This is a genomic window from Paenibacillus sp. Leaf72 (assembly GCF_001422685.1).
Taxonomy (GTDB): domain Bacteria; phylum Bacillota; class Bacilli; order Paenibacillales; family Paenibacillaceae; genus Pristimantibacillus.
In genome coordinates this window covers 65,725-91,681 of record NZ_LMLV01000023.1, presented here as the reverse complement: position 1 = coordinate 91,681, position 25,957 = coordinate 65,725, and the positions used below count along the sequence as shown (strand labels likewise).

Here is a 25,957-nt window from a genome sequence, read left to right as displayed (position 1 = left end):
CGTGGATTTTATAATGGAATATTTATCCTTTTTCGTCATTGTTACTGAGGGAGAGGACAGCAGCTCCTCCAAGCGGTACAAGCATTATCAGACACTGGAGGAAGAGGATTATGAAGATAGTGAGATTAAGCGATTTTTGGACGGGGAGTTTGCCCGCATCGTCAAGCGCAAAGTAGAGCGCAACCCGAATTCGGAAAATGCGCCGACTAAGATCGGCCGCTTCATGGTCGAGCCTGGCTATGAGCTGGGCAGCAATCAGAACTATAATTTGTTCCAGCGGCTGCGTGATGCGGACAACAAGGAGCGTTACATTGGCATTGCAGACGAGCTGGTGCATATTTATATGGATACGAGCGCGGTGCGCGGCGGTGCTTTTATTATTGCAAGAGCCAAGCTGAATACTTTTTTTGATGAGCCCTTTTTATTCCTTCTAAAATGTGACTTTGAGCCGAAAATCGCCCGCATCTCCGATGAGCGCAATTTGATTTCGCAAGTGGAAATGGCGATTAGCGCCCGCAGCATCAAGTCGATTCAATATCCGCATATGCCCGAGGAGGGAATATTGGAGCATTGGGAGCTTAAAATTCATCAGGCGTCGCATGCCCGCTATTTTGAGGATTTTCTCAAATACGTATCCTATGAGAAGCCGCTTCCGGAAGTGATGAGCGACCAACTGCTGGACATGGTGCAGCAGTATATGGATGACAAGTGGGAGGGCGTGACGGAGAGCACTGAACGCCACGAGGAAGAAAATGCAATTGAAGTATGGGCTCACAGCGAGAAACGCGATATTCATGAGTACTGGTCACAGGAGCAGGTAACATTGGCATCGGCAGCGCTTGTGGAGCAAAAGCCAGATCTGCCATTCACGTTCAAGCTGGACAGCGTAACGGTTAAGGGTCTGCTGGCCGAATTCGGTACAGCGCTGCATTTTGCCAAGCATAATGGCCGTTATGTTGTCGTCATTGAAGGGGATTCGTTCCAGTTTGATAAAGGGATGTCGCCGATCGAGCTGCTTCAGCCGCCGGATTTGATGGAGCTGCTGCCGGAGATCGGGACGCATAAGCAAGAGAGCAGCGCAATTGAGGATTTGCAGCGTTATGCAGATGATCTAGCGAATGATCCGAATTACGAAGGCGAATAACATTTACAGCCATATTGGCAAGCTATATGGAATAAGCAATAAGGAATATAAAGGAGGAGCAACGATGGAAAAGCTGCTGTTTATTGAAATCGGCATGGGCTGCGACTTGCATGGTCAAGACGTTACGAAAGCGGCGGTACGGGCTGTGCAAAATGCGATTCATCACAATTCGATGCCTGGCCTGCTTGAAATTTTGCCTGGCGGAACGCTGGATGCGATGAAGGTCAGAGTGCGCCTTGCTGTTCCTTGCGACAAGGAGCTGCTGGATATCGAGCAAGTGAAAGCGGTGCTCCCTTATGGGACGGTGACTGTGGAGCTTGTGGACGGTGGCATGCTGACGACAAGCGGCATTGTGCTTCCGGACAAGGCGGACCGCAATGATTTGATCTACATTGTCAATGCATCCGTTGAGGTAGGCTATTAGTCCGAAATTAGTCCATGCTTCTTATAAAAAGCCCGCAGGCAGCTGTAGCTTTACAGCTTGCCTTGCGGGCTTTTTCTTTTCAGCCGAGCCATTTGTAATGATTTTCGCCGTTCATGGAAACAATAGGGCATAGTCCAAAATGGCAGAGGAGATTCGGCATGATTTGGAAGCTGACGGTATTCGTAATTTTGCTTATTTTCACCGCTTTTTTTGTGGCGACTGAATTTGCTGTCGTCCGTTTACGGGCAAGCCGCGTGCATCAGATGGTAGCCGAAGGCGCGAAAAACGCGGCTGCGGTAGAAAAGGTCATTAACAATTTGGACGGCTATTTATCTGCTTGCCAGCTAGGGATTACAATTACAGCGCTCGGACTTGGCTGGCTCGGTGAGCCGACGATTCATGAGGTGCTGCATCCGCTGCTGCATCATTGGGGCGTCGTGGGTGATTTTGCCGATGTGCTGTCCTTTATCGTATCCTTTAGTCTTGTGACCTACTTGCATGTCGTGCTTGGCGAGCTTGCGCCGAAGACACTGGCCATTATTAAGTCTGAGCAAATTAGCCAGCTCACGGCGCCGCTTATCATTTGGTTTTACCGGCTGTTTTTTCCGTTTATATGGGTGCTGAATGGGTCAGCAAATGGGCTGGTGCGATTAGTGGGCTTTAAGCCTGCTACGGAGCATGAAGCCCATTCTGAAGAGGAAATCCGCCTGATTATGTCCGAAAGCTACGAAAGCGGCAAAATCAATAAAAGCGAGCTCAGCTATGTGAATCGGATTTTTGAATTCGACGAGCGGCTGGCGAGAGAAATTATGGTGCCGCGCACCGACATGGTGTGCTTGTATAGCGATAAGCCGCATGAGGAAAATGTTGCGACCATCAAACGCGAGCAATATACGCGTTTTCCAGTGGCACAGGGGAGCAAGGATAATATTATCGGCGTCATTAATACGAAGCAGTTTTTTATGCATTATGTGGATCAGAAGACGACCGAGGTAAGCTCGCTCATGCAGCCGGTCATGTTTATGCCGGAGGTTATGCCGATTAAAAAGCTGCTGCGAACGATGCAAACGGAACGGGTGCATATGTCGATTTTGCTCGATGAATATGGCGGGACATCGGGGCTGATTACGATTGAAGATATTATCGAGGAGATCGTAGGCGAAATTCGCGATGAATTTGATGCGGATGAAGTGAAGGAAATCGACCAGCTAGGGGAGGGGAGGTTCATGGTAAATGGCAATGCGCTCATTAGCGAGGTGAATACAGCGACGGGAAGCCATTTAGAAAGTGAAGAGGTGGATTCCATTGGCGGCTGGCTGTTTAACCGAATGCCCGACCTCCCTGTAGGGGAGGCGTGGACGTTTGCGGAGCTGACATTCATCATTCGCGAGAAAGAGACGCATCGCATTCGCAAAATCGAAATTATCGTCTCCAGTTCGTTATGAGAACCAGCCTGCAACGGTGTTATACAAGCTTTCCAGCCGCAGGAGCAGCTTGTTCATTTTTCGCCCGTGCTGCATAAGGTTAATGGCCCAGTCCCAGTCCACGAGAAAATGAATGACGGTCACGACAATGATGATGAAGACGATAGCGAACGTAACGATAAAAGCGGCTTGCAGCCGAAAATAAAGCAGCAGCCGCTGCGCCAGCTTGAGCATCGCATTTTCATCCGAATGGCCAGCAAGCTTGCTTACCTGTTTCCCTAGCAGGAACAAGACGACGGCAATGCTGATTTCCAGCAGCCCAGCAATCGTTCCGAGGCCAAATTGCAGCAGGCTGGCGAACGTTTGAAACAAGCCGAACAGCATCGTTAGAGCAGCCGTCATTTTTATCCAAAACGAGAGCTTTTTCCATGTGCCGCTTAATTGAGCGGTAATATCCGGTTGCATAATCACTTCGCTCTTGGTGAGCGCGAGCGGGTCGCCTTCTCTTTTATGGAGTGGGCTATTTGGCATGTTTTCTTGTTGATTCAATAGTGCAGGCTCCCTTCTTGGCATACGTTGAAAATATCACACCACTAATACGGAAGGCCCTTACAACTAGTTGCAAAAACCAAGCTTTCGTTGTCGAAAATCTGGGACTTGCTGAGCAAGACTTGGCGGAAGTCATGTGTTACAATAATAGAGTTTATTTGAGATTAGAAATTAGAAATTAGAGATTAGGATGCAGGAGGCAGGAGAATGGTGGATTTATTAAATGCGATTCTGATGGGAATCGTGGAAGGCTTGACGGAGTTTCTACCTGTATCATCGACAGGGCATCTCATTTTACTCGCGGATTTACTTAACTTTACAGGAGACCGTGCGAAAACCTTTGAGGTCGTCATTCAATTTGGAGCGGTGCTGGCCGTGCTGGTGCTTTATCGCAAAAGGTTCTTGAAGCTATTGAACTTCAACTTCTCCAAATCATCCGGGATGAACGCGCTGCATATTGCGCTTGCTATGCTTCCGGCAGGTCTAATCGGTGTCGTATTTCATGGATTTATTAAAGAATATTTGTTTAGTACAACTACGGTATTGATTGGTCTCGTCGCAGGCGGTATTCTGATGATCTTCGCTGACCGGATTAAGCGGAAAGTAACGGCTGAAGAGCTGGATGACCTGTCGTACAAGCAGGCCCTTGCGATTGGCTGCTTTCAGGTACTGGCGCTATGGCCGGGCTTCTCGCGTTCCGGATCGACGATATCGGGGGGCATGTTTTTCGGGGCGAGCCAGAAGGCAGCTGCAGAATTTACGTTTATCGTATCGGTGCCGATGATGGCGGGAGCAAGCGGAATTGACCTGATTAAAAGCCGTGAATTTCTGACGATGGCGGATATGCCGTTGTTTTTGATTGGTTTCATTACCGCGTTTATCGTAGCGCTCATTGCTGTCGTTACCTTTATTAATTTAATCAAAAAGCTGCGTTTATCTTGGTTCGCCTACTACCGCTTTGCGCTTGCCATCGTGTTTGCTTTTATTATTTTGTAGTCGGTGCCAGGACAAAGCAGCAGCTTAAATCATTAAGAGACTTTCTTTGGCCCTTGGAGGCTGAAGGGAGTCTTTTTTTATGGTTTCGCGGCAAGCGTCTGCGTATAGCTGAATGATCGTGAAAACGCCCGCCTAGCTCCTCCTAGCTGGCGCACGTACTAATGGGGGGCGGCGCCATGCCAGAATAGTTCTACAAGCTCACGCGCCGTTTGCTTGAGTGAAGCTTCATCATTGACAACTTTTTTACGGTTGCGGATGCTCAGCATTGCGGTATAGGCGTGGGCCAGCAGCAGCGGATTGCCTGAAACCAGCTCTTTTTTATCCATTGCCTCTTGAAAAATGTCAGCGAGCAGCTCATGGAGCCGTGATTCTCCGGCACGGATTGATAACGTTTGCTCCTCTGTGAGGCCTGAAGCCGCTTCGCGCATCATCGTTTCAAAGTCGACATGGGCGTTCGCCATATGCCGTTCAGCGACAATAAGCAGTCGGTCCTTAAGCTCTCCGGGACCGGTAATGATTTTACGCGTTTGCTGATAAGCGATATTTAAGACGAATAAAATCGCCTCGGTAAAAAGCACCGCTTTATTATTGAAATAGTAGTAGACGCTTGCCTTGGTAACGCCGGATGCTTTGGCAACGCCGTCGAGCGATACTTTCTCGAAGCCAAGCTCCATAAATTGATACGATGCCGTAAATAAAATTTTCTCCATCGTTTGAGCGGTGCTGCTGCCTTTTGGACGGCCAGGTTTGCGCTTTTCTTGTTCATTTACCATGTCGTGACCCTCCATGTTCATGTAATTGTAATAAAAGCAGTTGATTAATTAACCTTCGAGTATATATAATTAATTTAGTCTACAAAATCTATTTTAAACCAAATGACTGAAGATGTGAAACGGAGGATGGGAGTAATGCTAGAGAAATTAGGCAGTGCGGTTGCGGGCCGCCGTACACGCTGGATCACCGTAATCGTATGGATCGTGCTTGCAGGGGCTTTAACAATGTGGCTTCCTGCTGTTGGTGGGCAAGAGAAAAATAATGCGCCTAATCTGGAAACAGACAGCCCGTCCGTGCTTGCAGATCAATTAATGAAGGATAAATTCCCGAATGGGGCTGGTGTGCCCGCCCTGCTCGTATGGCATAGGGATGCCGGGCTTACGGAAGAGGATTATGCACTCATTCAGAAAACGTCGCAGCTCCTCAGCGAGCAGCCGCTGCCAGAACAAGGAGAATTGCTGCCGCTGCATCAAATGCCGGCTCCTGCGCTCTCAAAGCTGGCATCGGAAGACGGAGGCACGCTTGTTCAACCGATTACATTTGCAGAAAATGCGGATACGGAAATTTTGCGCAGCAATTTGGAGAAATTGCAAGGGCTTGTTAAAGAAGCGGCAGGCGGCACGAGCCCGTTTGACGCAGCAACAACTGGTGTTGACGCGCTGAGTGCAAGAATCAGCGGTCCTGTGGGCATTCAGGTGGACGCATCGGCATTATTCAAAGGAGCGGATGTATCGCTGCTTATTGCTACGGTGCTGATTGTACTTATTCTATTGCTGCTTATTTATCGTTCGCCTATTTTAGCGGTCGTTCCGATTGTAGGCGTAGGGTTCGCTTATTTGGTTACGAGCCCCATTCTCGGCTGGCTTGCATCAGAGGGCTGGATTACAGTAGATGCCCAAGCCATTTCGATCATGACGGTGCTGTTGTTTGGTGCAGGCACAGACTACTGCCTGTTCTTTATTGCACATTTCCGCCAAGAGCTGGAGCGGGAAGACAATAAGATGACGGCGCTCAAAATCGCTTTCCGTGATGCATCAGGAGCGATTGCGATGAGCGGCTTCACGGTCGTTCTGTCCTTGCTGGCGCTGCTTGCCGCCAAATATGGTGCTTACCAGCGCTTTGCTATCCCATTCAGCTTGTCGATTTTCATTATGGGCATTGCGAGCCTGACACTCGTGCCTGCGCTATTGTCGATTATGGGAAGAGCTTCTTTCTTCCCGTTCATTCCTCGCACCGAAGGAATGCAGCAGCAGCGGGCAGAGAAGCGCAGCAAGCCGTTTCGCCCGCGTCGCCAAGGCAGCAAGCTAGGCACAGCAGTAGGAAGCCTAGTCGTGGCGAAGCCTTGGACCGTTGTTATCGCGAGCGTTATTTTTCTCGGTGCGCTGGCTGGTTTTGCTCCACAGGTTAAGTTTACGTATGATTTATTGTCTTCCTTTCCGAAAGCTATGCCGTCGCGTGAAGGTTTTGATACGATTTCAACAGCTTTCACACCAGGCCAATTGGCTCCTATAACCGTGGCGGCTCAAACCGATGGCAAGCCAGTGGAGCTTGTCGCCAGCCTTTCGGATATGGATCTCGTTGATTCCGTATCGGAGCCGGTTCAAAGTGAAGAGGACCCGAATTTGCAGTCCGTTCAGGTTACGCTAAACATTAATCCTTATTCACAGGAGGCCATGGATCTGGTTCCGCTGCTTCGCGGAGCGGCGGAGGAAGCATTGGATAAAGTAGGAGTTTCGGATGCGGAGTCTAAAGTGTGGGTAGGCGGACAGACAGCAACGCAGCATGACTCCCAGCTGTTGACCGATCGGGACAATAAAGTTATTATCCCACTCGTTATTGGGATGATTTTAGTGCTGCTGATTGTCTATTTGCGCTCCATCGTTGCAGCCCTTTATTTAATCGCCACCGTGTTATTGTCATTTGGCTCTGCTTTAGGCCTCGGCTGGATTGTATTGCATTATGGGATGGGGGCAGAAGCGATTCAAGGAGCGATTCCGCTGTACGCCTTCGTGTTCCTCATTGCTCTTGGCGAGGACTATAACATTTTTATGATCTCGAGCATTTGGAAGAAAAAAGCGAAAATGCCGCTCAAGCAAGCCATTCGTGAAGGTGTCGCAGAGACTGGCGGCGTCATTACGTCCGCAGGGTTGATCCTTGCTGCTACGTTCGCAGTGCTAGCGACGCTGCCTATTCAGGTATTGGTGCAGTTCGGCGTAATTACAGCGATTGGTGTGCTGATGGATACGTTCATCGTGAGACCGTTCCTCGTGCCGGCCATTACAACGCTGCTTGGCAATAGAGCCTTCTGGCCGGCTAGGGCAGAGCTAGTGGGAGAAGAACAAAGCAAGTCTGGCAAGCATAGGCAAATCGTTTAAATCGCATTATTATTTGCAGCAGCAAAGCGCCTTTCTGTCTGGTCGGCATGACCAGGAGGGAAAGGCGCTTTTTATTTTGCTGCTAATATATGTACAGGTGTGAAAATTCCATAGGCCAAGCTTCCGTTCTGGGCGCACAGGAATAAAATGAGGGGAAACGAAAAGCGCAAAGGAGGTTCGCCAAAATGAGAAAGAGGTTCCTTCGTCTAATATTTATCGTAGTCCTGTTTATTGGAATAAGCCTCTGGAGTTCCGCATCGCTATCCGTGTCCGCAGCAGATGTCTGTACTCCTGCAAATAATGAGCAGCAGACGAATGCTGCCGCCTCATCGCCAACCGACTCCCCCTGTAATGAACATGCGGGTCATGAGGCTCCAGATCCGGCTGCAACCGCTCCCGGGGATCAGTTGACCGATGAGCAGGCCGGGTGGCTGCTTACAGGTGTCATTGCTTTATTTCTCATTATCGTCGTCATATGGCGCCAGCATGCTTTCAAGTCGAAGCGTTAGCTGCCAAAGGAGTGGCGCAGCTTAATGATAGGGCTGCATCGTTATGCCGCAGACGCGAACAATAGCCAGCGTGCATTTTAGCTATCTGCGGCCTCATGTTTTATTTTTCTATTAAATGATGGACAAGCTTAATGATAAGACGAAATGCAACCGTTTGGACGCATCTGCCGTATAAGTAGTGCTCTGTGTAAGACAGGCGGAAAGGAAGAGATTAAACATGGCCATTCGTTCAGGAAAAAGCATACTTTTAATCATTGGAATGTTATTATTAGGAGGATGCTCGTTATTTGAGGAAGCCAAGCAGACGGTCAATTCCGTATCAAACTCGGCCGAATATGTGACGGGAGCAGCAACGTACATGCAGACGCTGACAAATTTCAGCGAGCAGGCGACGCAGCTTGCGGAGCAAGCCGTAAACGATGCGAGTGCACGCGCTGATTATAAAGAACAGCTGGTAGCTGTGCAGGAGTCCATCAAGCAGTTTGGCGAGCTGCACGCGCCGGATTTTGCCAAGGACGTCCATCAGTCCGTGGTCGATTATAATTTGAAGCTGCAGGAAAGCATTGATGCGGTGCTGAAGCAGATCGAAGACGGCAAAGCATTGATTGACGCAACGGAAATTCCAAATACGATTAACAAAATCAACGAGCTGTTAAATCAAGTGAATCAACTTCAGCAGCTGGTATCGTAACGGTAAAGAGAGGAAGAGTGGAAGATGAAAGTAAATATTTTGCATGCTAGCATGACGAACTCCAAGGAATCCGGTTTCGTAGGCAAGGTTCATTTTGAAGTAGAGGGCCAGACGAACCAATACGAAATTACCCTTCATAGCCGCAAGGCGACAGAGTGGGGCTACGGTTTGTTTTTTCTGAATGAATCGGGCAAGGAAGAAGATCTTTTGGCGGTTGAGGATGAGCTGGAAGAGGACGATGAACTGTTTGATTCCCTCGTGAATGCAGCTTGGGAAACGCTTGAGAAGAAATAAATAGCTCCGGTAAAAAATAGAGCTGGTGTCAGCCTGGACATGCTGTCCGTGCTTGCGCCGGCTCTATTTGCGCCAAGGCTGATGGCATAAACGCACTTGTCGATCATACAATCTAATGTTATCATTAAGATTACAATTTAATAGGAAGGGAATAAGTGTCAGCAGGCGCCAAAGCGCCCAAGTTGACTTAATAGGGAAGTCGGTGAGAGACCGGCGCGGACCCGCCACTGTATGAAGCGTCCTAACGCTTCAAAGCCAGGAGACCTGCTTATTTCAACGACACTGTAAACCTACGTGGATATTAGGAAGGTGTTAGAGATTGGATGGCCCTTCGCTGTCTGCGTTTAACAAGGACATTGGTCTTTTCAAGCATTTCTAACACATATCGTTAGAGGTGCTTTTTTTGTTGGATAGAAATTGTAAATTGCTACATAGAAGGAGTTGGGCATCAATGAGTGAAGCAGGCGTCGGCAAGCTGTTAATTATCGGATTCGGCCCAGGGAGCTTCGAGCATATTACGAAACGCGCCCGTGAAGCGATTCAGGAGAGCGATATTGTCATCGGCTACAACACGTATGTCGACTTGATTCGGGAGCTAATCAGCGATCAGGCGATTGTGCGTACGGGGATGACAGAGGAGGTCAGCCGGGCGCAGGAAGCGGTGCGCCAAGCGGAGAACGGCAAGAAGGTAGCCGTTATATCAAGCGGCGATGCGGGCGTATACGGCATGGCAGGACTCGTGTATGAGGTGCTGATTGAGAAAGGCTGGAAGCGTAATGGCGGGGTAGAGGTTGAAGTGATTCCCGGCATTTCTGCCATTAACTCGACAGCATCCCTGCTTGGCGCGCCGATAATGCATGATGCTTGCACGATCAGCCTGAGCGATCATTTGACGCCTTGGGAGCTGATTGCGCGCAGGGTAGAAGCGGCCGGACAAGCGGATTTCGTCATTGCGCTTTATAACCCGCGCAGCGGCAGAAGAACGCGGCAAATCGTGGAGACTCAGCGGATTTTGCTCAAATACCGCTCGCCAGATACGCCGGTAGGCATTGTGAAAAGCGCGTACCGCGACCGTGAAGACATTGTCGTGACGACGCTTGCCCGTATGCTTGACCATGATATCGGCATGCTGACAACAGTCGTCATCGGCAACTCGACGACCGTCAATTATGACGGGCTAATGATTACGCCGCGCGGCTATCAGCGCAAATATACGCTTGGCGAAGGCGCGCAGCCTTTGAAGCCCCACCAGCGTCTGCAAGAGAAGAATGAGCCGTGGGCGCTTCATACGGCAGGAATGCCTGAGCTTCCAGCGGACGGGGGCTATCGTGCGGATGAATATGACGCGACGGACCAGCTGCTCAAGCGGGAGGAGCCGCAGGCGGTTGCGCCAGATGAACCGAGAAATGATAATGGACAGGGCGGCGGAGTGGCGGTTGCAGTAGCCCCCCCGGTTGCGCCCGTGAAGCCGGCCCCAGCCCCAATAAATACAGCCGTTTCAATGAGGGCAGAGGCTGCCCCGGCACCTGCAGTATCGCCTCTGCATTTGGCGATGGAAGCGGTTCTCCTGAATGATCGCAGCAAGGGGATCGAGCCTAGTGCGGCGTTTGGCGCAGTATCGAGCCCTATGCCTGTGTTTGCGCAGCAATCGGTACTTGAGTTTGCCGTAAGCCCAGGTGTCGCGACAAAAAACTTCACGCCCCAGCAGCTCGTAGCATTGGCGCAGGCTGTTGGCGAGAAGGGTTCGATTGAATATACGCCGCATCATCATTTGCTGGTGCGGATTCCAACATCGGACCCGGACAGTGTGACGGCGAAGCTGCGCGCGGATGGGCTCAGCCTAGCTCCAATCGGTGATGTACTGCAATTGAAGGCTTGCGATTTTTGCAATCTGGAGAAGGCGGAATCGGTGCCTTATGCCGATGAGCTGCAAGACAAGATCGGCGGCATGGCAATGCCGAAGGAGCTGCGTGTCGGGTTCAATGGCTGCGGCATGGCATGTTATGGCGCAGTTAACGAGGATATCGGCATCGTGTATCGCCGTGGCAAATTCGATTTGTTCCTCGGCGGCAAAACCGTCGGCCGCAACGCGCATGCCGCGCAGCCGGTTGCCGAAGGCATTGCCGTCGACGAAATCGTGCCACTGATTGAACGCATTATTGCTCTTTATAAATCGGAAGGCCATCCGAATGAGCGCTTTCATAAATTTTTCAAACGAATGGGTCAAATAGAAGGCTATCGCTATCAGGAGCTGCCTGTTTTTCATATCGAAGACGCATTGTGCGGAGACTAGCGACAGCAAGGGAGATGAAGGAAGATGGATGCGGTTTTGTTTGTAGGGCACGGAAGCCGGGATGAGAGAGGCAATGAAGAGGTACGCGAGTTTGTCGCCTCTGTAGCTTCAACACTGAAAGCAGATTTGGTAGAGCTGTGCTTTCTGGAGTTTGTCACGCCGACGATGAAGCAGGGCTTTGATATTTGCGTATCAAAAGGGGCGACCCGGATCGCCGTCATTCCGATTACGTTATTTTCGGCAGGGCATGCAAAGCTGCATATGCCAGCAGCAATTGATGAGGCAAAGCTGCGTTACCCAGCTGTAAATATTATTTATGGACGGCCAATTGGCGTCCACGATCAGGTGCTGGAAATTTTGACCTCCCGCCTTGGCGAAGCGGTTGCCGCAGAGGAAAGCGAGCTTGCGGATACGGCCATTTTGATCGTCGGCCGGGGCAGCAGCGATGCGGATGCGAACAGTGAGCTATTCAAAATTTCCCGCTTGTTCTGGGAGCGTCTAAAAGTGAAATGGGTCGAAACCGCCTTTATTGGCGTTACGGCACCTTTGATGGATGAAGGAGTAGAGCGCTGCCTCAAGCTGGGCGCGCGCAAAGTCATTATACTGCCTTATTTCCTGTTTACCGGTGTCTTAATTAAACGGATGGAAGCGGCGATGGAGCAATATACGGCTGCATATCCGGATACGGAATTTGTGCTTGCAGAATATTTCGGCTTCCACCCGCTGCTTAAAGAGATTTTGAAAGACCGCGCAGCAGAAGCGCTGCAGGACGAAGTGAAGATGAACTGCGATATGTGCCAGTTCCGCCTGCAAGCGATGAAAGATCATGACCATCACCACCACCATGATCACGATCACGACCATCACGACCACCACCATGATCATCATGATCACGACCATGGTCATGAACACCATGCACACGACCACGGCCATGACCATCGTCACGATCATGATCACCATGCGCATGATCACGAGCATCATGAGGGCCATACGCACGAGCATAATCATGACCAACATGACCATGATCACCACGAGCACGAGCATCTTGAAATCGGTGAGCTTGCTGCCGATGATGCCAAGGAAGATTCGCAGAAGAAAAATGATCCGTCCAAGGCGGCTACGCTTGTCGGGGAGGGTTAAGCAATGATTTTTATGCTATGTGGAACAAGCGATGCGAGGGAGCTCGCCGTGCAAATTAAGGCGCAGGGCTATAGCGTGCTGACTTCGGTTGTGACCGACAGTGCGGCAAGCAGCTTGAAGGAAGCCGGACTTGACGTGCGAGTAGGTCGGCTGACCGCAGACGAGATGGCCGCTTACCTGAAGGAAAATCAGGTACAGGCTGTCGTTGATGCCAGCCATCCTTTTGCCGAGGAGGCGCATCGCAATGCGATGGCGGCGGCCGAGCAAGCATCGGTGCCATATATTCGCTATGAGCGCGAGAGCCTGACCTTTGATGGACAGCCGCTGATTCAGTATGCGGATGATTATGCCGAAGCAGCCGAAATGGCGGCTGCCAAGGGCGGCGTCGTGATGCTGACGACAGGCAGCAAAACGCTCCAGGTTTTTACCGAGCGTCTGCTAGGCTTGCCTAACGTGACGCTGATCGCCCGTATGCTGCCGCGCCTCGACAATATGGAAAAATGCGAAGCGCTGGGACTGCCGCAAAAGCATATCGTTGCGATGCAAGGGCCATTTTCCAAAGCGCTCAACCGCGCTCTTTATGAGCAATTCGGCGTGACGCTGATGATTACGAAGGAGAGCGGCAAGGTCGGTTCTGTGGATGAGAAGCTGGAAGCCGCACTTGAAATGGGTATTGAGACAATTATTATTGGGCGCCCTAAGCTTGCCTATGGGCATGTTTTTTCGCGCTTTGACGAAATAAGTGATACATTAAAGGAAATGTTGAAATAAATAAACGTTAGATCAAGATTGAAGGAGCTGAGCGAAAAACATGGATTTTATGACGGATTTTAAACCGCTTACTGTACAGCCGCAGGAAATTGAAGCACGCAGCTTTGAAATGATTACCGAGGAGCTTGGGGAGCACCCGTTCACGGATGAGCAATATGCCGTTGTTCAGCGCGTTATTCATGCTTCGGCAGACTTTGAGCTGGGGCGCAGCATGATGTTTCATAAGGATGCGGTTCAGGCGGGCATTAAGGCGATTCTTGCGGGCAAGCCTGTAGTTGCCGATGTGCAGATGGTTCAGGTTGGCATTAGCAAGCCGCGCATTGAGAAGTTTGGCGGCGACGTGCGCGTATACATATCGGATGCAGATGTAATGGAGGAGGCGAAGCGCCTCAATACGACCCGGGCGATTATTTCCATTCGCAAGGCGATTCGTGAAGCGGACGGCGGAATTTATGCGATTGGAAACGCACCTACGGCGCTGCTGGAGCTAATTAGACTGGTGAAAAATGGCGAAGCCAAGCCTGGCCTTATCGTTGGCGTGCCTGTCGGCTTCGTATCGGCAGCAGAATCGAAGGAGGAGCTTGCCAAGCTGGACATTCCGTTCATTACGAATCTCGGACGAAAGGGCGGGAGCCCGGTTGCCGTGGCTGCGGTTAACGCGATTTCCCTGCTGGCAGAGCGCCAAGTGTAAAAAGCGTGGACAAGAAAGAGGATAAGCCGCTTCGCCATGGCTATACGACAGGCTCGTGTGCGACTGCCGCGACGAAAGCGGCGCTGACAGCGCTGATTTTGCGCGAGCAGCAGACCGAGTCGGAAATTGTGCTGCCGATTGGCGAGCGGGTCACTTTTACCATTGTAAGCTGTGAGCTGACCGGAGATTCCGCAATAGCAGAAGTTATTAAGGATGGCGGCGATGATCCGGATGCTACGCATGGCGCGAGCATTTTTTCGGAGGTCAAATGGCATGACGGCGAAGGTGTTTTGCTAGATGGCGGCATTGGGGTTGGACGGGTAACGAAGCCTGGCCTGCCCGTGCCGGTTGGCGAAGCCGCCATTAATCCGGTGCCGCGCCGCATGATTCATGAAGCGGTGGAAGAGGTGCTGCGCTGCTTCGAGCTGGAGGGGCGGGGCGTAAGCGTCGTCATTTCTGTGCCGGAAGGCGAGCGGATCGCGCTCAAAACGTTAAATGGGCGCCTCGGCATTTTAGGCGGAATTTCCATACTCGGGACGAGAGGCACCGTTGTGCCATTCTCGACCTCAGCATATAAAGCGAGCGTCGCGCAAGCGATTAATGTCGCAGCCGTCAGCGGCTGCGACCATCTTGTTTTATCGACAGGTGGCCGAACGGAAAAGTTTGGGATGGAGCTGTATCCCGATTTGCCGGAGGAGGCTTTTATCGAGATGGGCGATTTTATCGGCTTTTCGCTGAAAATGGCCCGAAACAAGCATATTCGCAAAGTAACGCTAGTCGGCATGATGGGCAAGTTTTCGAAGGTGGCACAGGGCGTCATGATGGTGCATTCCAAAAGCGCGCCTGTCGACTTTGGCTTTCTCGCTGAAATAGCAGAATATGCAGCTGTTCCCGAAGGCCTTGTGGAAGAAATTCGCGGCGCGAACACCGCCTCACAGGTTGGAGATATGATGCAGGAGCGCGGCATCGATGCTTTTTTCGAACGGATGAGCGAGCTGTGCTGCTATCACAGCAAGAAGGAAGCTGGCGGGCAGCTTATCGTCGAGACGGTCATTATATCGATGAAAGCCCAGCTGTTAGGAAGAGCTGAACAATAGCGTTTTTAAGCTGCATTTAAGCTGCACGGCAGCAAAGGATCGGGGGAGATAGAGCTTGGGGAACAAAATCAAAATGATCGGCATTGGCGATGACGGAGCGGCAGGCTTGCCGTCGCTTTATGAAGGCTGGATTCAAGAGAGTGAAGTACTAGTTGGCGGCGAGCGCCATTTAGCCTTTTTTCCACAATATGCGGGCGAGAAAATGGTCATTAAAGGCGGCCTGGCTGACCTGGCAAAGCAGCTGCAGGCGGAGAGCAGACGGACGGTCATTCTCGCTTCCGGCGATCCGTTGTTTTATGGCATTGGCGGTTATTTGGCCGGCAAGGTGGAGCTGGACATTTATCCGGCGCACAGCTCAGTGCAGCTTGCATTTGCGCGAATGGGCGAAAGCTGGCATGATGCGCTGCTGACAAGCGTTCACGGCAAGAGCATCAAGGGGCTGGCGCAGCGTATCGACGGCAAAGCGAAGATTGCGCTGCTGACCGACGATAAGAACAACCCCAGCGTTATTGCCCGCTACTTGCTCGACTTTGGCATGACTGAATATAAAGCTTTTTTGGCTGAAAATTTAGGTGGAGCGGATGAGCGCACGGGGTGGTATGAGCTGGGCGAGCTTGCGGAGGCGGAATTTTCTCCGCTGAATGTATTGATTTTGAAGCGTGTAGGGCCGAGCCCTTCGTGGCCGCTAGGTATTGCCGATAGCGAATTTGCCCAGCGGAAGCCGGACAAAGGGCTAATTACCAAACGTGAAATCCGCGTGCTTAGCCTTGCGGCTATGCAGCTCAGGGAGACGAGCACGGTTTGGGATATTGGAACGTGCACAGGCTCCATGGCGATTGAGGCTGCACGGATTGCCCGCCAAGGCGATGTATATGCCATAGAGAAGAACGAAGGCGATCTTGCCAATTGTGTGGAGAATGCCCGGAAATTCAGAACCGACCTGACGACGCGGCTGGGACGCGCGCCTGTTGGTCTGGACACATTCGCTGATCCCGATGCTGTATTTATCGGCGGCAGCGGCGGCGAGCTGCGCGAGCTGCTGCATATTTGCTGCACGCGGCTCAAGGAAGGCGGACGCATCGTCGTGAATGCGGCAACGATTGAGACGATGGGCAAAGCGATGAGCGCTTTTGAGGATGAAGGCTTTAAAACCGATATTACGCTGGCGCAGCTGTCGCGCAGCAAACCGATACTCGATTTGACGCGTTTTGATGCGCTTAATCCGATTTTTCTAATTACGGCTTGGAAGCAGCCAGAGACACTCACCGAGGAGGAAAGCAGCAATGACTAAGCTCGGCAAATTATATGGAATTGGAATTGGACCAGGGGACCCGGAGCTGATTACGGTTAAAGCTTTTCGGCTTATGAAGGAATGCCCGGTTATCGCGTACCCGCGTAAAAAGATGGGCGCCAAAAGCTACGCGCTGACGATAGCTGAACTGTATGTAAATGCAGCGGAGAAGGAAATGCTCGGACTGACCTTTCCGATGACGAAGGATCGCGAATCGCTGGAGCGCCAGTGGGAGAAGACGGTGCAGCAGGTATGGCAGCCGATTAGCGAAGGCCGCGATGTGGCGTTCGTTACGGAAGGTGATCCGATGATCTACAGCACCTATATCCACCTGATGCGGCTTATGCGCGAGCGCCACCCAGAAGTGGAAATGCAGGCGATTCCCGGCATTTCTTCGTTTAATGCGTCGGCTTCCCGCCTTGGCATTCCGCTTGCCGACGGCGATGAGCATGTGGCGATTGTTCCGGCAACGCCAAGCTATGAAGCGATGCGTACGGCAATTGAGCGCCATGACTGCGTCGTATTCATTAAAGTGGCGAAAGTGCTGGACTTGATGCTGACCGTATTGCGCGACCTGAAGCTGGTTAAGAACGCTTATGTGTTGACGAAGGTTACATCATCCGAGGAGCAGGTATGGATGGATGTCGAAGAGCTGCAAGGGCGCGAGCTTGAATACTTGACATTAATGGTGGTGAGAAAATGATCGTACATATTATTGGAGCGGGTCCCGGCGATCCCGATCTCATTACAGTAAAAGGCCTCAAGCTGCTGCAAGCGGCAGATGTCGTTATGTATACCGATTCGCTTGTTAATGAAGAGCTGATTGCGAAAGCCAAGCCCGAAGCCGAGGTGCTGAAAAGCGCCGGCATGGATTTGGACGAAATGGTTGGCATCATCGTAGACCGGGTAAAGCAGGGAAAAAGCGTAGCACGCATCCATACTGGCGACCCAGCGATGTATGGGGCCATTTTGGAGCAGATGGTGCTGCTTAAACGCGAAGGCATCCATTGTGAAATCGTGCCGGGCGTTAGCTCGGTATTCGCTGCCGCTGCTGCGGTTGGGGCTGAGCTGACGATACCTGACCTGACGCAAACGGTCATTTTGACACGGGCAGAAGGACGGACGCCTGTGCCTGAGCTGGAGAAGCTGAAGGATTTGGCAGCGCATCGCTGTACGATTGCGCTCTTCCTCAGCGCTACGCTGACGCGCAAAGTGGTGCAGGAATTTAAAGATGCCGGCTGGGAAGACGAGACGCCAATCGCTGTCGTTCGCCGGGCGAGCTGGCCGGATCAATTAATTATCCGCACAACGCTTGCGGAGCTTGACAATGCGATGCGCGAGCATGGCATTCGTGCGCATGCGATGATTTTGGCCGGCTGGGCGCTTGATCCGGAGCTGCACAACAAGGACGCGCACCGTTCGAAGCTGTATGACAAAACGTTCACGCACCGCTTCCGCAGAGGAGTGAAGCCGGAATGAGCGCGATCATTCAGCTGGAAGAAGGCGTCATCCCGGAAATTCGCCAGAAGCACGAATATGCGGTAGTTGCGATTACGAAGCATGGCGTGCAGACAGGCAGACGGCTGCTGGAAAATATGGGCGCAGTCGACTTGTATTATATGGGCAAATTCGAAGCAGGCGATGAACAAAGCCGCGGCATTCAGCTGTTTAATGGCTCGGTGCGCATGCTGTTTCCTGCATTGTTTCCGAAATATAAAGGAATTATTTGTATCATATCGCTTGGCGCAGTTGTGCGAATGATTGCTCCATTGCTGCAGGACAAGAAGAAGGACCCCGGCATCGTCGTTATTGATGATAAGGGGGAGCATGTCATCAGCGTGCTGTCCGGCCATCTCGGCGGAGCGAATGAGCTGACGCGGGAGACGGCAGCAGCTATTGGCGCGCGTCCAGTGCTGACGACGGCATCGGATGTACAGCGTACGCTGCCAGTCGATTTGTTCGGGCGGCGCTTTGGCTGGGAGTGGGAAAGCGATGCAAAGCTGACACCTGTCAGCGCTGCTGTCGTCAATGAAGAGCCCGTTGCCATTGTGCAGGAGTCAGGCGAGCGGAACTGGTGGATGCATGATACACCGATGCCTCCTAATCTAGTTATTTACGACTCCATTGCCGCAGCGGAGGCGGCCGCGCCTAATGCGGCGCTCATAGTCACGCACCGCCTGTTGGAGGCAGATGAGCAGAAGCTGCTGGATAACGGCGTGCTTTATCGTCCGAAGGTGCTGGCGCTTGGCGTGGGCTGCAATCGGGGAACGCCAGCAGAGGAAATCGAGGCGGTTATCGTTTCTGCTTTGGAAGGCATTCGGGCTTCGATTCGGAGCGTCAAGGCGATTTGCACCATTGATCTCAAAAAGGATGAAGAAGGTCTGCTTGCGGTATGCGCCAAATACGGCTGGCCGCTGGTGACGTATACGCCTGCGGAGCTGAACGAAGAGGAAATCAGCGAGCCCTCCGAAACGGTATTTAAATTTACTGGAGCTTACGGAGTAAGCGAGCCTGCGGTAAAGCGTTATACGAAAAACAATGAGCTGCTGCTGGGCAAGCAAAAATCCGGCAATGTCACGATTTCAATTGGGCTTATTCCATTCGCATAAGCCGTGCAGCACTGCTTTTTTTAAAATATAGGAAAGTATATGATTGCTCGATCCTTTCTCTATATTTCTCGAATGAAACGCGCTGTGCCGCTAGATAGAGGACGGCGACAGCCGTTTCACCTTGCCACAAGTCCTTAAAGAAAGGAATTCACACGTTATGACGATAGCAACGCAAAAAAGAATCATTATTGCCGGAACGGGCAGCGGAGTTGGCAAAACGACGACTACCGTCGGGCTGATGGCTGCTTTAGCGCGCAAAGGACTAGCGGTACAAGGCTTCAAGAGCGGGCCCGATTACATTGATCCGACCTATCATACGGCGGCGACAGGACGGCAGTCACGCAATCTGGACAGCTGGATGTGTCCGCCCGCTACGGTGAAGGAAATATATTCGCGTGCTGCGAGCACGGCGGATATTTCAATCATTGAAGGTGTGATGGGCTTATATGATGGCAAAAATCCGCTTTCGAACGAAGGCAGCACCGCTGAGCTTGCCGTGCTGCTGGACTGTCCCGTGCTGCTGGTCGTCAACTGCCAAAGCATGGCTCGCAGTGCGGCAGCCATTGTGAAGGGCTTTCAGGCGCTGGATGACCATGTGCGCATCGTCGGCGTCATTGTGAACAAGGTGGGCAGCGACAGCCATTATGAGATTGTGAAAGCGGCCATCGAGCAGGAGTGCGGCATTCCAGTCGTCGGTTATTTCAAGCGCAGCAGCGAGCTTCATATACCTGAGCGTCATCTGGGCTTAGTCCCTTCGATTGAGCGGGGCGAGCTGTCGCCGTTATTTGACCAGCTGGCGGCGATGTGCGAAGCGTCGGTTGATCTTGAACACGTGCTTGCGCTAGCAGAAGCGCCGGTCATTCGTGGAGCAGCAGCGGGTACTTCCTTATTCGAGAGGAGAAATCCCGAGGGCAGCGTGCGAATGGCGGTTGCCAAGGACGCGGCGTTTCATTTTTATTATCCGGATAATCTTGAGCTGCTGGAGGCGTATGGTGCCGAGCTTGTATACTTCTCGCCGCTTGCAGGGGAAGCTGTGCCGGATGAAGTGTCGGGCTTGTATATTGGCGGAGGCTTTCCAGAGGAATTTGCCGAGCAGCTGGCGCAGCAGCAGCACGTTCATCAGTCGGTGCAGGACGCTATTGCTGGCGGCATGCCAACGCTTGCCGAATGCGGCGGTTATATGTATTTAACGGAGCAGCTTACCGATACGAGCGGCAATAGCTATGCGATGGCTGGCGTGCTGCCAGGAAGCGTAGTCATGCAAGGCAAGCTTGCCGCGTTAGGCTATCGGGAGGCAAAGGGGCTGGGCGCTAATTTTCTGCTGCCGGAAGGCGACGAGGCGCGTGGACATGAATTTCATTATTCGGTTTATGTGCCCAGTACCGATAGTGAAGGACTGGAGCCGGCCTACGAGACAAAGGGCAGACGCGGCGTGAAGCAGGAAGGGGCGCAGCTCGCGCAGCTGGTCGCAGGCTATACGCACTTTCATTTTGCCTCAAATCCGCTGATGGCAGAGCGCTGGATTGCTGCATGTATGGCCTATGCTGCCCGTAAAGCATAATTTGCGCTGAAGCGCTTACGCTTTTTGGAAATATAGGAAAGGATATGCTTGTTCCATCCTTTCTCTATATTTCTACGCGAAACGGAAGCTTTGCCTCCAGAGGACGGCGACAGCCGTTTACGCTTGGCCATCTTAAACATTTCGTAACTTTTAAACGTATTGTTTCCGCTATCATAGTAACGATGAGTGACCTAAACATATAACCGGGGGATGTCCAATTACTATGATGGATTTTCAATATAAAATAAATCGTTTAAGACAAAGCGAGTCTATATGCTACACGATATGCCTAAAGCTATTACAGGACGAACAGCAGGCGGCGAAAGCGGCGGAATGGCTGCTCATGCGCCTGTTTGCAGACGAGCAGTTTTGGAAAACGTCTGATTCAGCCAGGGATCGGTATATTTTTCGGATCGCAAGCAATGCTTATTTAAATCAATCACAGATGCGCTCCTTTATGAAAACTTCATAAGGGGCGTGTTTGTTGTTAAGGGAAGGAAGCAGAGCGACTATGATCAAAACAGGCAATACACGCAGCATTACTATCGCGCTGTTCGTTGCGACCTTTCTGGCAGCGATCGAAGGGACGATCGTCAGTACGGCTATGCCGAGCATAACGCGAGAGCTGCAAGGAACCCAGCAGTATAGCTGGGTTATTTCGATTTATTTGCTAGCTACGGTCGTCACGACGCCGATTTACGGCAAGCTGTCAGACTTATTCGGCCGCAAAAATATGTTTATGATCGGGGCTGCAATTTTTTTATGCGGCTCAATGCTGTCGGGCCTTGCGCAGACGATGACGCAGCTTATTATTTTTCGCGCGATTCAAGGGCTGGGAGCTGGTGCGCTCACGACGATTCCTTATACGATCATCGGTGATTTATATGCTTATGAGCAGCGAGCGAAGGTGCAGGGCTGGATGTCGAGCATTTGGGGAATAGCTGGTATATCGGGTCCTTTGCTGGGCGGGCTGCTAGTCGATTTTGTCTCGTGGCGGGCGATATTTTATATGAATTTGCCATTTGGCATTGTGGCGATGTTTCTGCTGGGCTCTACTTTGAAGGAAGCCTATGAGAAGCGGAAGCGATCGATTGATTATGGCGGAATTGGCACGTTTGCGGTAGGGATGTTCTGTTTTCTCTATGCCTTGACACTGCTGCGTTCAGAGACGGGCGAGCAGGGTGCCAGCTATACGGAGATCGGGCTGCTTTTTGCAGGGGCTGCGGTGCTGATGACGCTATTCTTCTACATTGAGAAGCGTGTGCAGGAGCCGCTGATACCGCTTGTTTTGTTCAAAAACCGCACCATCAGCATGGTGAATTTGCTCAGCTTTTTGCTATGCGTCGTCAATGTCGTTATTATTTTTTATTTGCCGCTCTGGCTGCAAGGCGTATATGGAAAAAGCGCTACCTATTCCGGTTTGGCGATGATTCCGCTTTCGGTCAGCTGGCCGCTCGGCTCGATTCTCGCAGGCACATGGATTTCGCGAATTGGGCTTAGAAACATAACGCTAATCAGCGCATTTTCCCTCTTATTGGGAAGTTTGGGCTTTATGTTCCTGAATGCCACGACGCCGATTGCTTGGTTTATGCTGTATATGTTTTTAACGGGCTTAAGCTTTGGGCTTGCGCTAACCAGTTGTACGATATCCGTGTCATCCGCTGTAGAGCGGCAAATGCGCGGTGCCTCGGTTGCAACGAATAACTTTATACGCACGCTCGGCCAGACAATCGGAATCGCTTTATTCGGCCTGCTGCTGCACACTGGCAGCACGAATATTATTGATCCGCTATTGCTGGAGGAAAGCTTGCACCAGATCTTTACGATTGTGGTCGTTTTGTCCCTCGTCGTCGGTGCAGTATCGCTAGCATTACCACGTATTTCTTCTGCAGAACGACAGGAAACGAAGCACGCTTCTTAAAATATTTGTCATAAATAATAGGCGGAGTGCAACTTTTCAGATTATATTGCGTCCAAACTTTTGGCGGATATGTAGAGAAATCGCAATTTATTTTGGAAAAGGAGATTCACATGCTTAAAAAAGTCAGCTTATTTGCACTCGTATTCCTTTTTGTCTTTACCTTGGCTGTGCCGATTCAGGCGGAAGCAGCGCAAAATGTCCTAGGTCAAGAGCAGCTCGTTCTGCTTCAAAAGTCGAATAAAATGTATCACAATGGCACGCTGTATACAGCTACGCAGCCGGTAACCGAGCTGAAAGGCACGACGTACGTTTCGGCGCGCTCGCTCGCAGAGCGGCTCGGCGGCAAAATCGTATACGACAAGGTAGCCAAGGAGTATGTGCTGACGACAGAAAAAAACGTGCTTCGTTATGCCATTGGCAAATCCTCCTACAATGTGAATGGAGCGGTACAGCCGTTTACTGGAGCTCCTTATAACTTGAAGGGAACGCTGATGATTCCGCTTCGTACGCTGCTGCAGCCGCAGGGCATCACGATGAAGGTGAACAAGGCGGAGAAAAAAATTACGCTGGCTTGGACGTTCAAGATTGCGCCAGTCGCAACATTTACAGTAAGTCCTAAAGTCATTTATGCAAATGAAACACAGGTGATTTATACGAACCAGGCGAGCAGCAGCACTCCCATTGTGGACGAGCGCTGGGAAGGCAATTTGTCGATGTTTGACCAGCCGGGCATGTATACGGTAACTCATTGGGTTCAAGATTCGGATGGCGTCTGGAGTGAACCATATTCGGTAACGCTTGAAGTGCTTCAACCGAATTTGCCTCCAGTAGCGAAGTTCGTCACTAACAAAACGAGCTACTTGATGGGCGAGCCAATTGAATATACCGACCTCAGCAGCGACGAAGAAAATGCGATTACGAGCACCAGCTGGACGAATAAGGAGCAAGGCTTTTTCGAGCCGGGCCCGCAGACCATTTCCTTGAAAGTAACGGACAAGCATGGGGCAAGCAATGAATATTCGCTCTCCATTATGATTGAAGATCAGGAGCTATATTCCAAGCAGGATTTTGGCATGTTATTTACGCCACCGGGAGAGCGCTTCTCGATTAATGGATCTTCCGTTCTGAATTATGATGTCATTCCTTATTCATTGACAGAGTATGGACAGCAGACTCTGCTTCGCAGCAACAGTCCAGAGCGAATTGTCAATGAAGGCGTGTATTATACGGATTCGGCTTCAGGCAACGTTCGCTTGATGTCACATAATGTAAACAACCGTTTAAACAATGTGCGCATGTACATCGTTGCTACGAACGAGACCAATCAGGAAGCGACGGTTCAGACACAGCGCGTCGGTATTGGCGGTCCTGCGCTGTATGTATCGGCAACAGGCAAATCTTCCATTAGCAAATATTTGACCTCGCGCATGAATCCGGTCATGAACGATATTACAACGATTCCAGCGGGCGAGAGCCGTCTTATTTTGAAGCAGCTCAGCGATTTGAAAATTTCGCCGGACCGCGTATTGACGATGATGGCGGATGTTTCGACCTCAGGTCCAATCAAATTCAGCTACGTCATTATTGATGACGGCAAGGATGTTCTGTCCGAGCTTCCACTGCTGCCATACTTGGAACCGGATGGCATTCACATTCGCGGCACATTCGAAAAGGCTGATCGTACGATCAACCTGACCCAGCCAGTAGGCGCACAGCCAGGCCGTATGGTATTTGGCGATAAAGTAGTGGATACACGCCTTACAACGATCGATAAGCATACAGGTGCAACGATTTACAATGAAGGAAATTATGGCGTCGTATACGTCGTGAAGCTGTTCAATGTTCAGCCTAATACGCTCATTGCCTTGAACCCGCGTGGCGGACATTACGGCGGTGCCTTCCTCGTTAACAACAATGTTGTTCTGACGACGAATAATTCCTTCCTAGCGAACAATGGTGAGGCGGGTGTTCTGTACCGGACGGGCAGCTCATCAGAAGCGGTAACGATTGTATTCTCGCCGGCATCCGGCAGCAACTTGCCAATCAATTTGCTGTTTATGCCAATGCCAGAGAAGAAAAGCTAGCGAATGCAGCAAGCAAATTCAAGCAAAAGCATCTTTGTGTTCACAAATTTGAACACAAAGATGCTTTTTTTATTGCGATTAGGAATTTCCGAACATTAGGCAGCATCTGAACATTTATGATAGCTCGTCGATTTTGGGTAATGAGTCTTGATGTTGAATTCATAAATGAATATAAGTTGGCAATTTTACAACCCTACTACTTAAATCGGGAAATACGACAAGACTCTAGTTCGCATCTTGATTCTCGATTGATTATTTCAGTTGCAGCTAGACGCGCAATTAGCGGAGCCAGAGTAATGGCAGAATGCATCACCGTCACATAAAGTCCCTTCATCTGATTATGAAAGCCTACAATCGGATAGCCGTCCTCTGGCATTGGTCTCAACCCAACTTTGATGCTTTCCAGCTCCAATTGCTCCCCACCCTTCAGGCTGCGACGCAGCGTCTCGAAGGCACGTTTGCCCACGGCCTCGGGCCCATTTTCCTCCGAATCATCGATATAATCTTCCGCAGCTAGCAATGAATGATCGGTTAGCTGACGCGCTTCAAACTGCGCATTCGAGATTAGTGTGTGTATTAATCTACTCGAGGTCTTCATCCGAATCAGAATGGAAGGTGACGGCGTTACTGGTATGGGGAAACCTAACGGATTGCAAAGTTCGAATACGCCTGTACCCGCAGCCAATACCACAATATCAGACTCCATAAACCCCTTGGATGTATGTACGCCTATTAAGCGTGAATTTTCTTGCTGCAGTTGTGTAACGTTGGTATCAAACTGTACCTTTGCTCCGTATTCCTGTGCTTTTCTTAACAATAGTTCCGTTAATCCGATCGGATCTACTGCTCCTTCATCATTGGCAAACATCGCATCGTTCGGATACTCCTTCAGATTCGGTTCCAATGCCTCAATCTGCTCTCGGTTTAATTTTTGAAGGTGGATTTGTTCATTTAGGCTCGAATCGCCCCACGTTAATGCTCCATGCCATTGAATTTGTAATTCGGATAGCTCTTGCTGTAATGCAAGGTATTCTTCTGAAGCACTGTCATACAAATGTCTGTACTGCGGAGCCACCCTATGTGTTGTATGTATCCAGGCAAATGATTTTTCTGTAACTTCACGAGCTGCGGTAGTGTGTCGTTCAATAACGGTTACATCCTGATTTCGTTTTGCTAGTTGATAGGCCATACAGGCTCCGACTATTCCTGCTCCTATAATTACTACTTTTTGTTTTTCCAGCAGTGACGCCCCCTTTTTCATCCTATTTTAACATAAGCATTGTATTTCAGTTAATTATAGTAGACATAAAGAATCGAGA

General features: G+C 50.8%; 24 protein-coding genes and 1 riboswitch. Of the genes, 21 read left to right on the top strand and 3 right to left on the bottom strand.

All coding sequences use genetic code 11. The features are described from left to right. Position 1: 1 nt before the first annotated feature. The 3 genes from ASF12_RS19025 (at position 2) to ASF12_RS19015 (ending at position 3,013) form a co-directional block, all read left to right on the top strand. Positions 2–1,144, top strand: coding sequence for a DUF3900 domain-containing protein (locus tag ASF12_RS19025; RefSeq protein ID WP_081418922.1), 1,143 nt, complete (start codon positions 2–4; stop codon positions 1,142–1,144). A gap of 64 nt (positions 1,145–1,208) precedes the next feature. Continuing rightward, on the top strand, positions 1,209–1,568 hold the full coding sequence (locus tag ASF12_RS19020) for a Lin0512 family protein (protein ID WP_056039034.1): 360 nt from the start codon (positions 1,209–1,211) through the stop codon (positions 1,566–1,568). A gap of 158 nt (positions 1,569–1,726) precedes the next feature. Further along, positions 1,727–3,013 (top strand): hemolysin family protein, encoded by a 1,287-nt coding sequence (locus ASF12_RS19015; protein WP_056037988.1) that lies wholly within the window; start codon positions 1,727–1,729, stop codon positions 3,011–3,013. On the opposite strand, the gene ASF12_RS19010 is transcribed toward ASF12_RS19015, so the two are convergent. Beyond that, complete coding sequence (locus ASF12_RS19010; protein ID WP_056037986.1) at positions 3,008–3,541, bottom strand: hypothetical protein; 534 nt, start codon at positions 3,539–3,541, stop codon at positions 3,008–3,010. The two genes, ASF12_RS19015 and ASF12_RS19010, sit on opposite strands and share 6 nt — an antisense overlap. 207 nt (positions 3,542–3,748) lie before the next feature. Between ASF12_RS19010 and ASF12_RS19005 the strand changes: the two genes are divergently transcribed. Further along, the gene (locus ASF12_RS19005) at positions 3,749–4,537 is read left to right on the top strand and encodes an undecaprenyl-diphosphate phosphatase (RefSeq protein ID WP_056037983.1); all 789 of its coding nucleotides are present in this window, start codon (positions 3,749–3,751) and stop codon (positions 4,535–4,537) included. A 158-nt stretch (positions 4,538–4,695) separates the two neighbouring features. Here ASF12_RS19005 and ASF12_RS19000 read toward each other — a convergent pair whose 3' ends face one another. After that, on the bottom strand, positions 4,696–5,310 hold the full coding sequence (locus ASF12_RS19000; RefSeq protein ID WP_056037982.1) for a TetR/AcrR family transcriptional regulator: 615 nt from the start codon (positions 5,308–5,310) through the stop codon (positions 4,696–4,698). A 135-nt stretch (positions 5,311–5,445) separates the two neighbouring features. Here ASF12_RS19000 and ASF12_RS18995 point away from each other — a divergent pair, with 135 nt between their 5' ends. From ASF12_RS18995 to ASF12_RS18915, 17 genes are all read left to right on the top strand, one after another. Beyond that, positions 5,446–7,686: an MMPL family transporter gene (locus ASF12_RS18995; RefSeq protein WP_081418920.1), complete on the top strand. Its 2,241-nt coding sequence runs from the start codon at positions 5,446–5,448 to the stop codon at positions 7,684–7,686. 185 nt (positions 7,687–7,871) lie between these two features. After that, entirely contained in the window at positions 7,872–8,195 is a 324-nt protein-coding gene (locus ASF12_RS18990) for a hypothetical protein (protein ID WP_056037977.1), read from the top strand. A 217-nt stretch (positions 8,196–8,412) separates the two neighbouring features. Beyond that, positions 8,413–8,886, top strand: a complete 474-nt coding sequence (locus ASF12_RS18985) for a DUF6376 family protein (protein WP_056037975.1) — start codon at positions 8,413–8,415, stop codon at positions 8,884–8,886. Between the two features lie 24 nt (positions 8,887–8,910). Next, positions 8,911–9,180, top strand: a complete 270-nt coding sequence (locus ASF12_RS18980) for a hypothetical protein (protein ID WP_046233152.1) — start codon at positions 8,911–8,913, stop codon at positions 9,178–9,180. A 136-nt stretch (positions 9,181–9,316) separates the two neighbouring features. Next, positions 9,317–9,466: riboswitch (cobalamin riboswitch) on the top strand. A gap of 165 nt (positions 9,467–9,631) precedes the next feature. After that, entirely contained in the window at positions 9,632–11,473 is a 1,842-nt protein-coding gene (cobJ, locus tag ASF12_RS18975) for a precorrin-3B C(17)-methyltransferase (protein WP_056037971.1), read from the top strand. 24 nt (positions 11,474–11,497) lie between these two features. Continuing rightward, entirely contained in the window at positions 11,498–12,613 is a 1,116-nt protein-coding gene (locus tag ASF12_RS18970; RefSeq protein ID WP_063892602.1) for a sirohydrochlorin chelatase, read from the top strand. Positions 12,614–12,616: 3 nt separating this feature from the next. After that, the gene (gene cobK, locus ASF12_RS18965; RefSeq protein WP_056037968.1) at positions 12,617–13,384 is read left to right on the top strand and encodes a precorrin-6A reductase; all 768 of its coding nucleotides are present in this window, start codon (positions 12,617–12,619) and stop codon (positions 13,382–13,384) included. Positions 13,385–13,424: 40 nt separating this feature from the next. Further along, on the top strand, positions 13,425–14,075 hold the full coding sequence (locus tag ASF12_RS18960; protein WP_056037965.1) for a precorrin-8X methylmutase: 651 nt from the start codon (positions 13,425–13,427) through the stop codon (positions 14,073–14,075). A gap of 5 nt (positions 14,076–14,080) precedes the next feature. After that, positions 14,081–15,172, top strand: coding sequence for a cobalt-precorrin-5B (C(1))-methyltransferase (locus ASF12_RS18955; protein WP_056037963.1), 1,092 nt, complete (start codon positions 14,081–14,083; stop codon positions 15,170–15,172). 73 nt (positions 15,173–15,245) lie between these two features. Beyond that, entirely contained in the window at positions 15,246–16,463 is a 1,218-nt protein-coding gene (locus ASF12_RS18950; RefSeq protein WP_056039030.1) for a bifunctional cobalt-precorrin-7 (C(5))-methyltransferase/cobalt-precorrin-6B (C(15))-methyltransferase, read from the top strand. Further along, complete coding sequence (gene cobI, locus ASF12_RS18945; protein WP_046233157.1) at positions 16,456–17,166, top strand: precorrin-2 C(20)-methyltransferase; 711 nt, start codon at positions 16,456–16,458, stop codon at positions 17,164–17,166. Before ASF12_RS18950 ends, cobI begins: the two co-directional genes overlap by 8 nt. Then, positions 17,163–17,942 (top strand): precorrin-4 C(11)-methyltransferase, encoded by a 780-nt coding sequence (gene cobM / locus ASF12_RS18940; protein WP_046233158.1) that lies wholly within the window; start codon positions 17,163–17,165, stop codon positions 17,940–17,942. The genes cobI and cobM overlap by 4 nt, the downstream gene beginning before the upstream one ends. Further along, positions 17,939–19,072 carry a cobalt-precorrin 5A hydrolase gene (locus ASF12_RS18935; RefSeq protein ID WP_056037960.1) on the top strand — a complete coding sequence of 378 codons (1,134 nt, stop codon included), beginning with the start codon at positions 17,939–17,941 and terminating at the stop codon, positions 19,070–19,072. Before cobM ends, ASF12_RS18935 begins: the two co-directional genes overlap by 4 nt. A 157-nt stretch (positions 19,073–19,229) precedes the next feature. Beyond that, a complete protein-coding gene (locus tag ASF12_RS18930; RefSeq protein WP_056037959.1) occupies positions 19,230–20,633 on the top strand; it encodes a cobyrinate a,c-diamide synthase in 1,404 nt (467 codons plus the stop codon). A 223-nt stretch (positions 20,634–20,856) separates the two neighbouring features. Continuing rightward, positions 20,857–21,105 (top strand): hypothetical protein, encoded by a 249-nt coding sequence (locus ASF12_RS18925; protein ID WP_056037956.1) that lies wholly within the window; start codon positions 20,857–20,859, stop codon positions 21,103–21,105. 39 nt (positions 21,106–21,144) lie between these two features. Beyond that, positions 21,145–22,554 (top strand): MDR family MFS transporter, encoded by a 1,410-nt coding sequence (locus tag ASF12_RS18920; protein ID WP_056037954.1) that lies wholly within the window; start codon positions 21,145–21,147, stop codon positions 22,552–22,554. Positions 22,555–22,664: 110 nt separating this feature from the next. Next, complete coding sequence (locus ASF12_RS18915; protein ID WP_056037950.1) at positions 22,665–24,638, top strand: copper amine oxidase N-terminal domain-containing protein; 1,974 nt, start codon at positions 22,665–22,667, stop codon at positions 24,636–24,638. Positions 24,639–24,834: 196 nt separating this feature from the next. Here ASF12_RS18915 and ASF12_RS18910 read toward each other — a convergent pair whose 3' ends face one another. Next, positions 24,835–25,899, bottom strand: coding sequence for an NAD(P)/FAD-dependent oxidoreductase (locus tag ASF12_RS18910; protein ID WP_235533216.1), 1,065 nt, complete (start codon positions 25,897–25,899; stop codon positions 24,835–24,837). Positions 25,900–25,957: the final 58 nt, after the last annotated feature.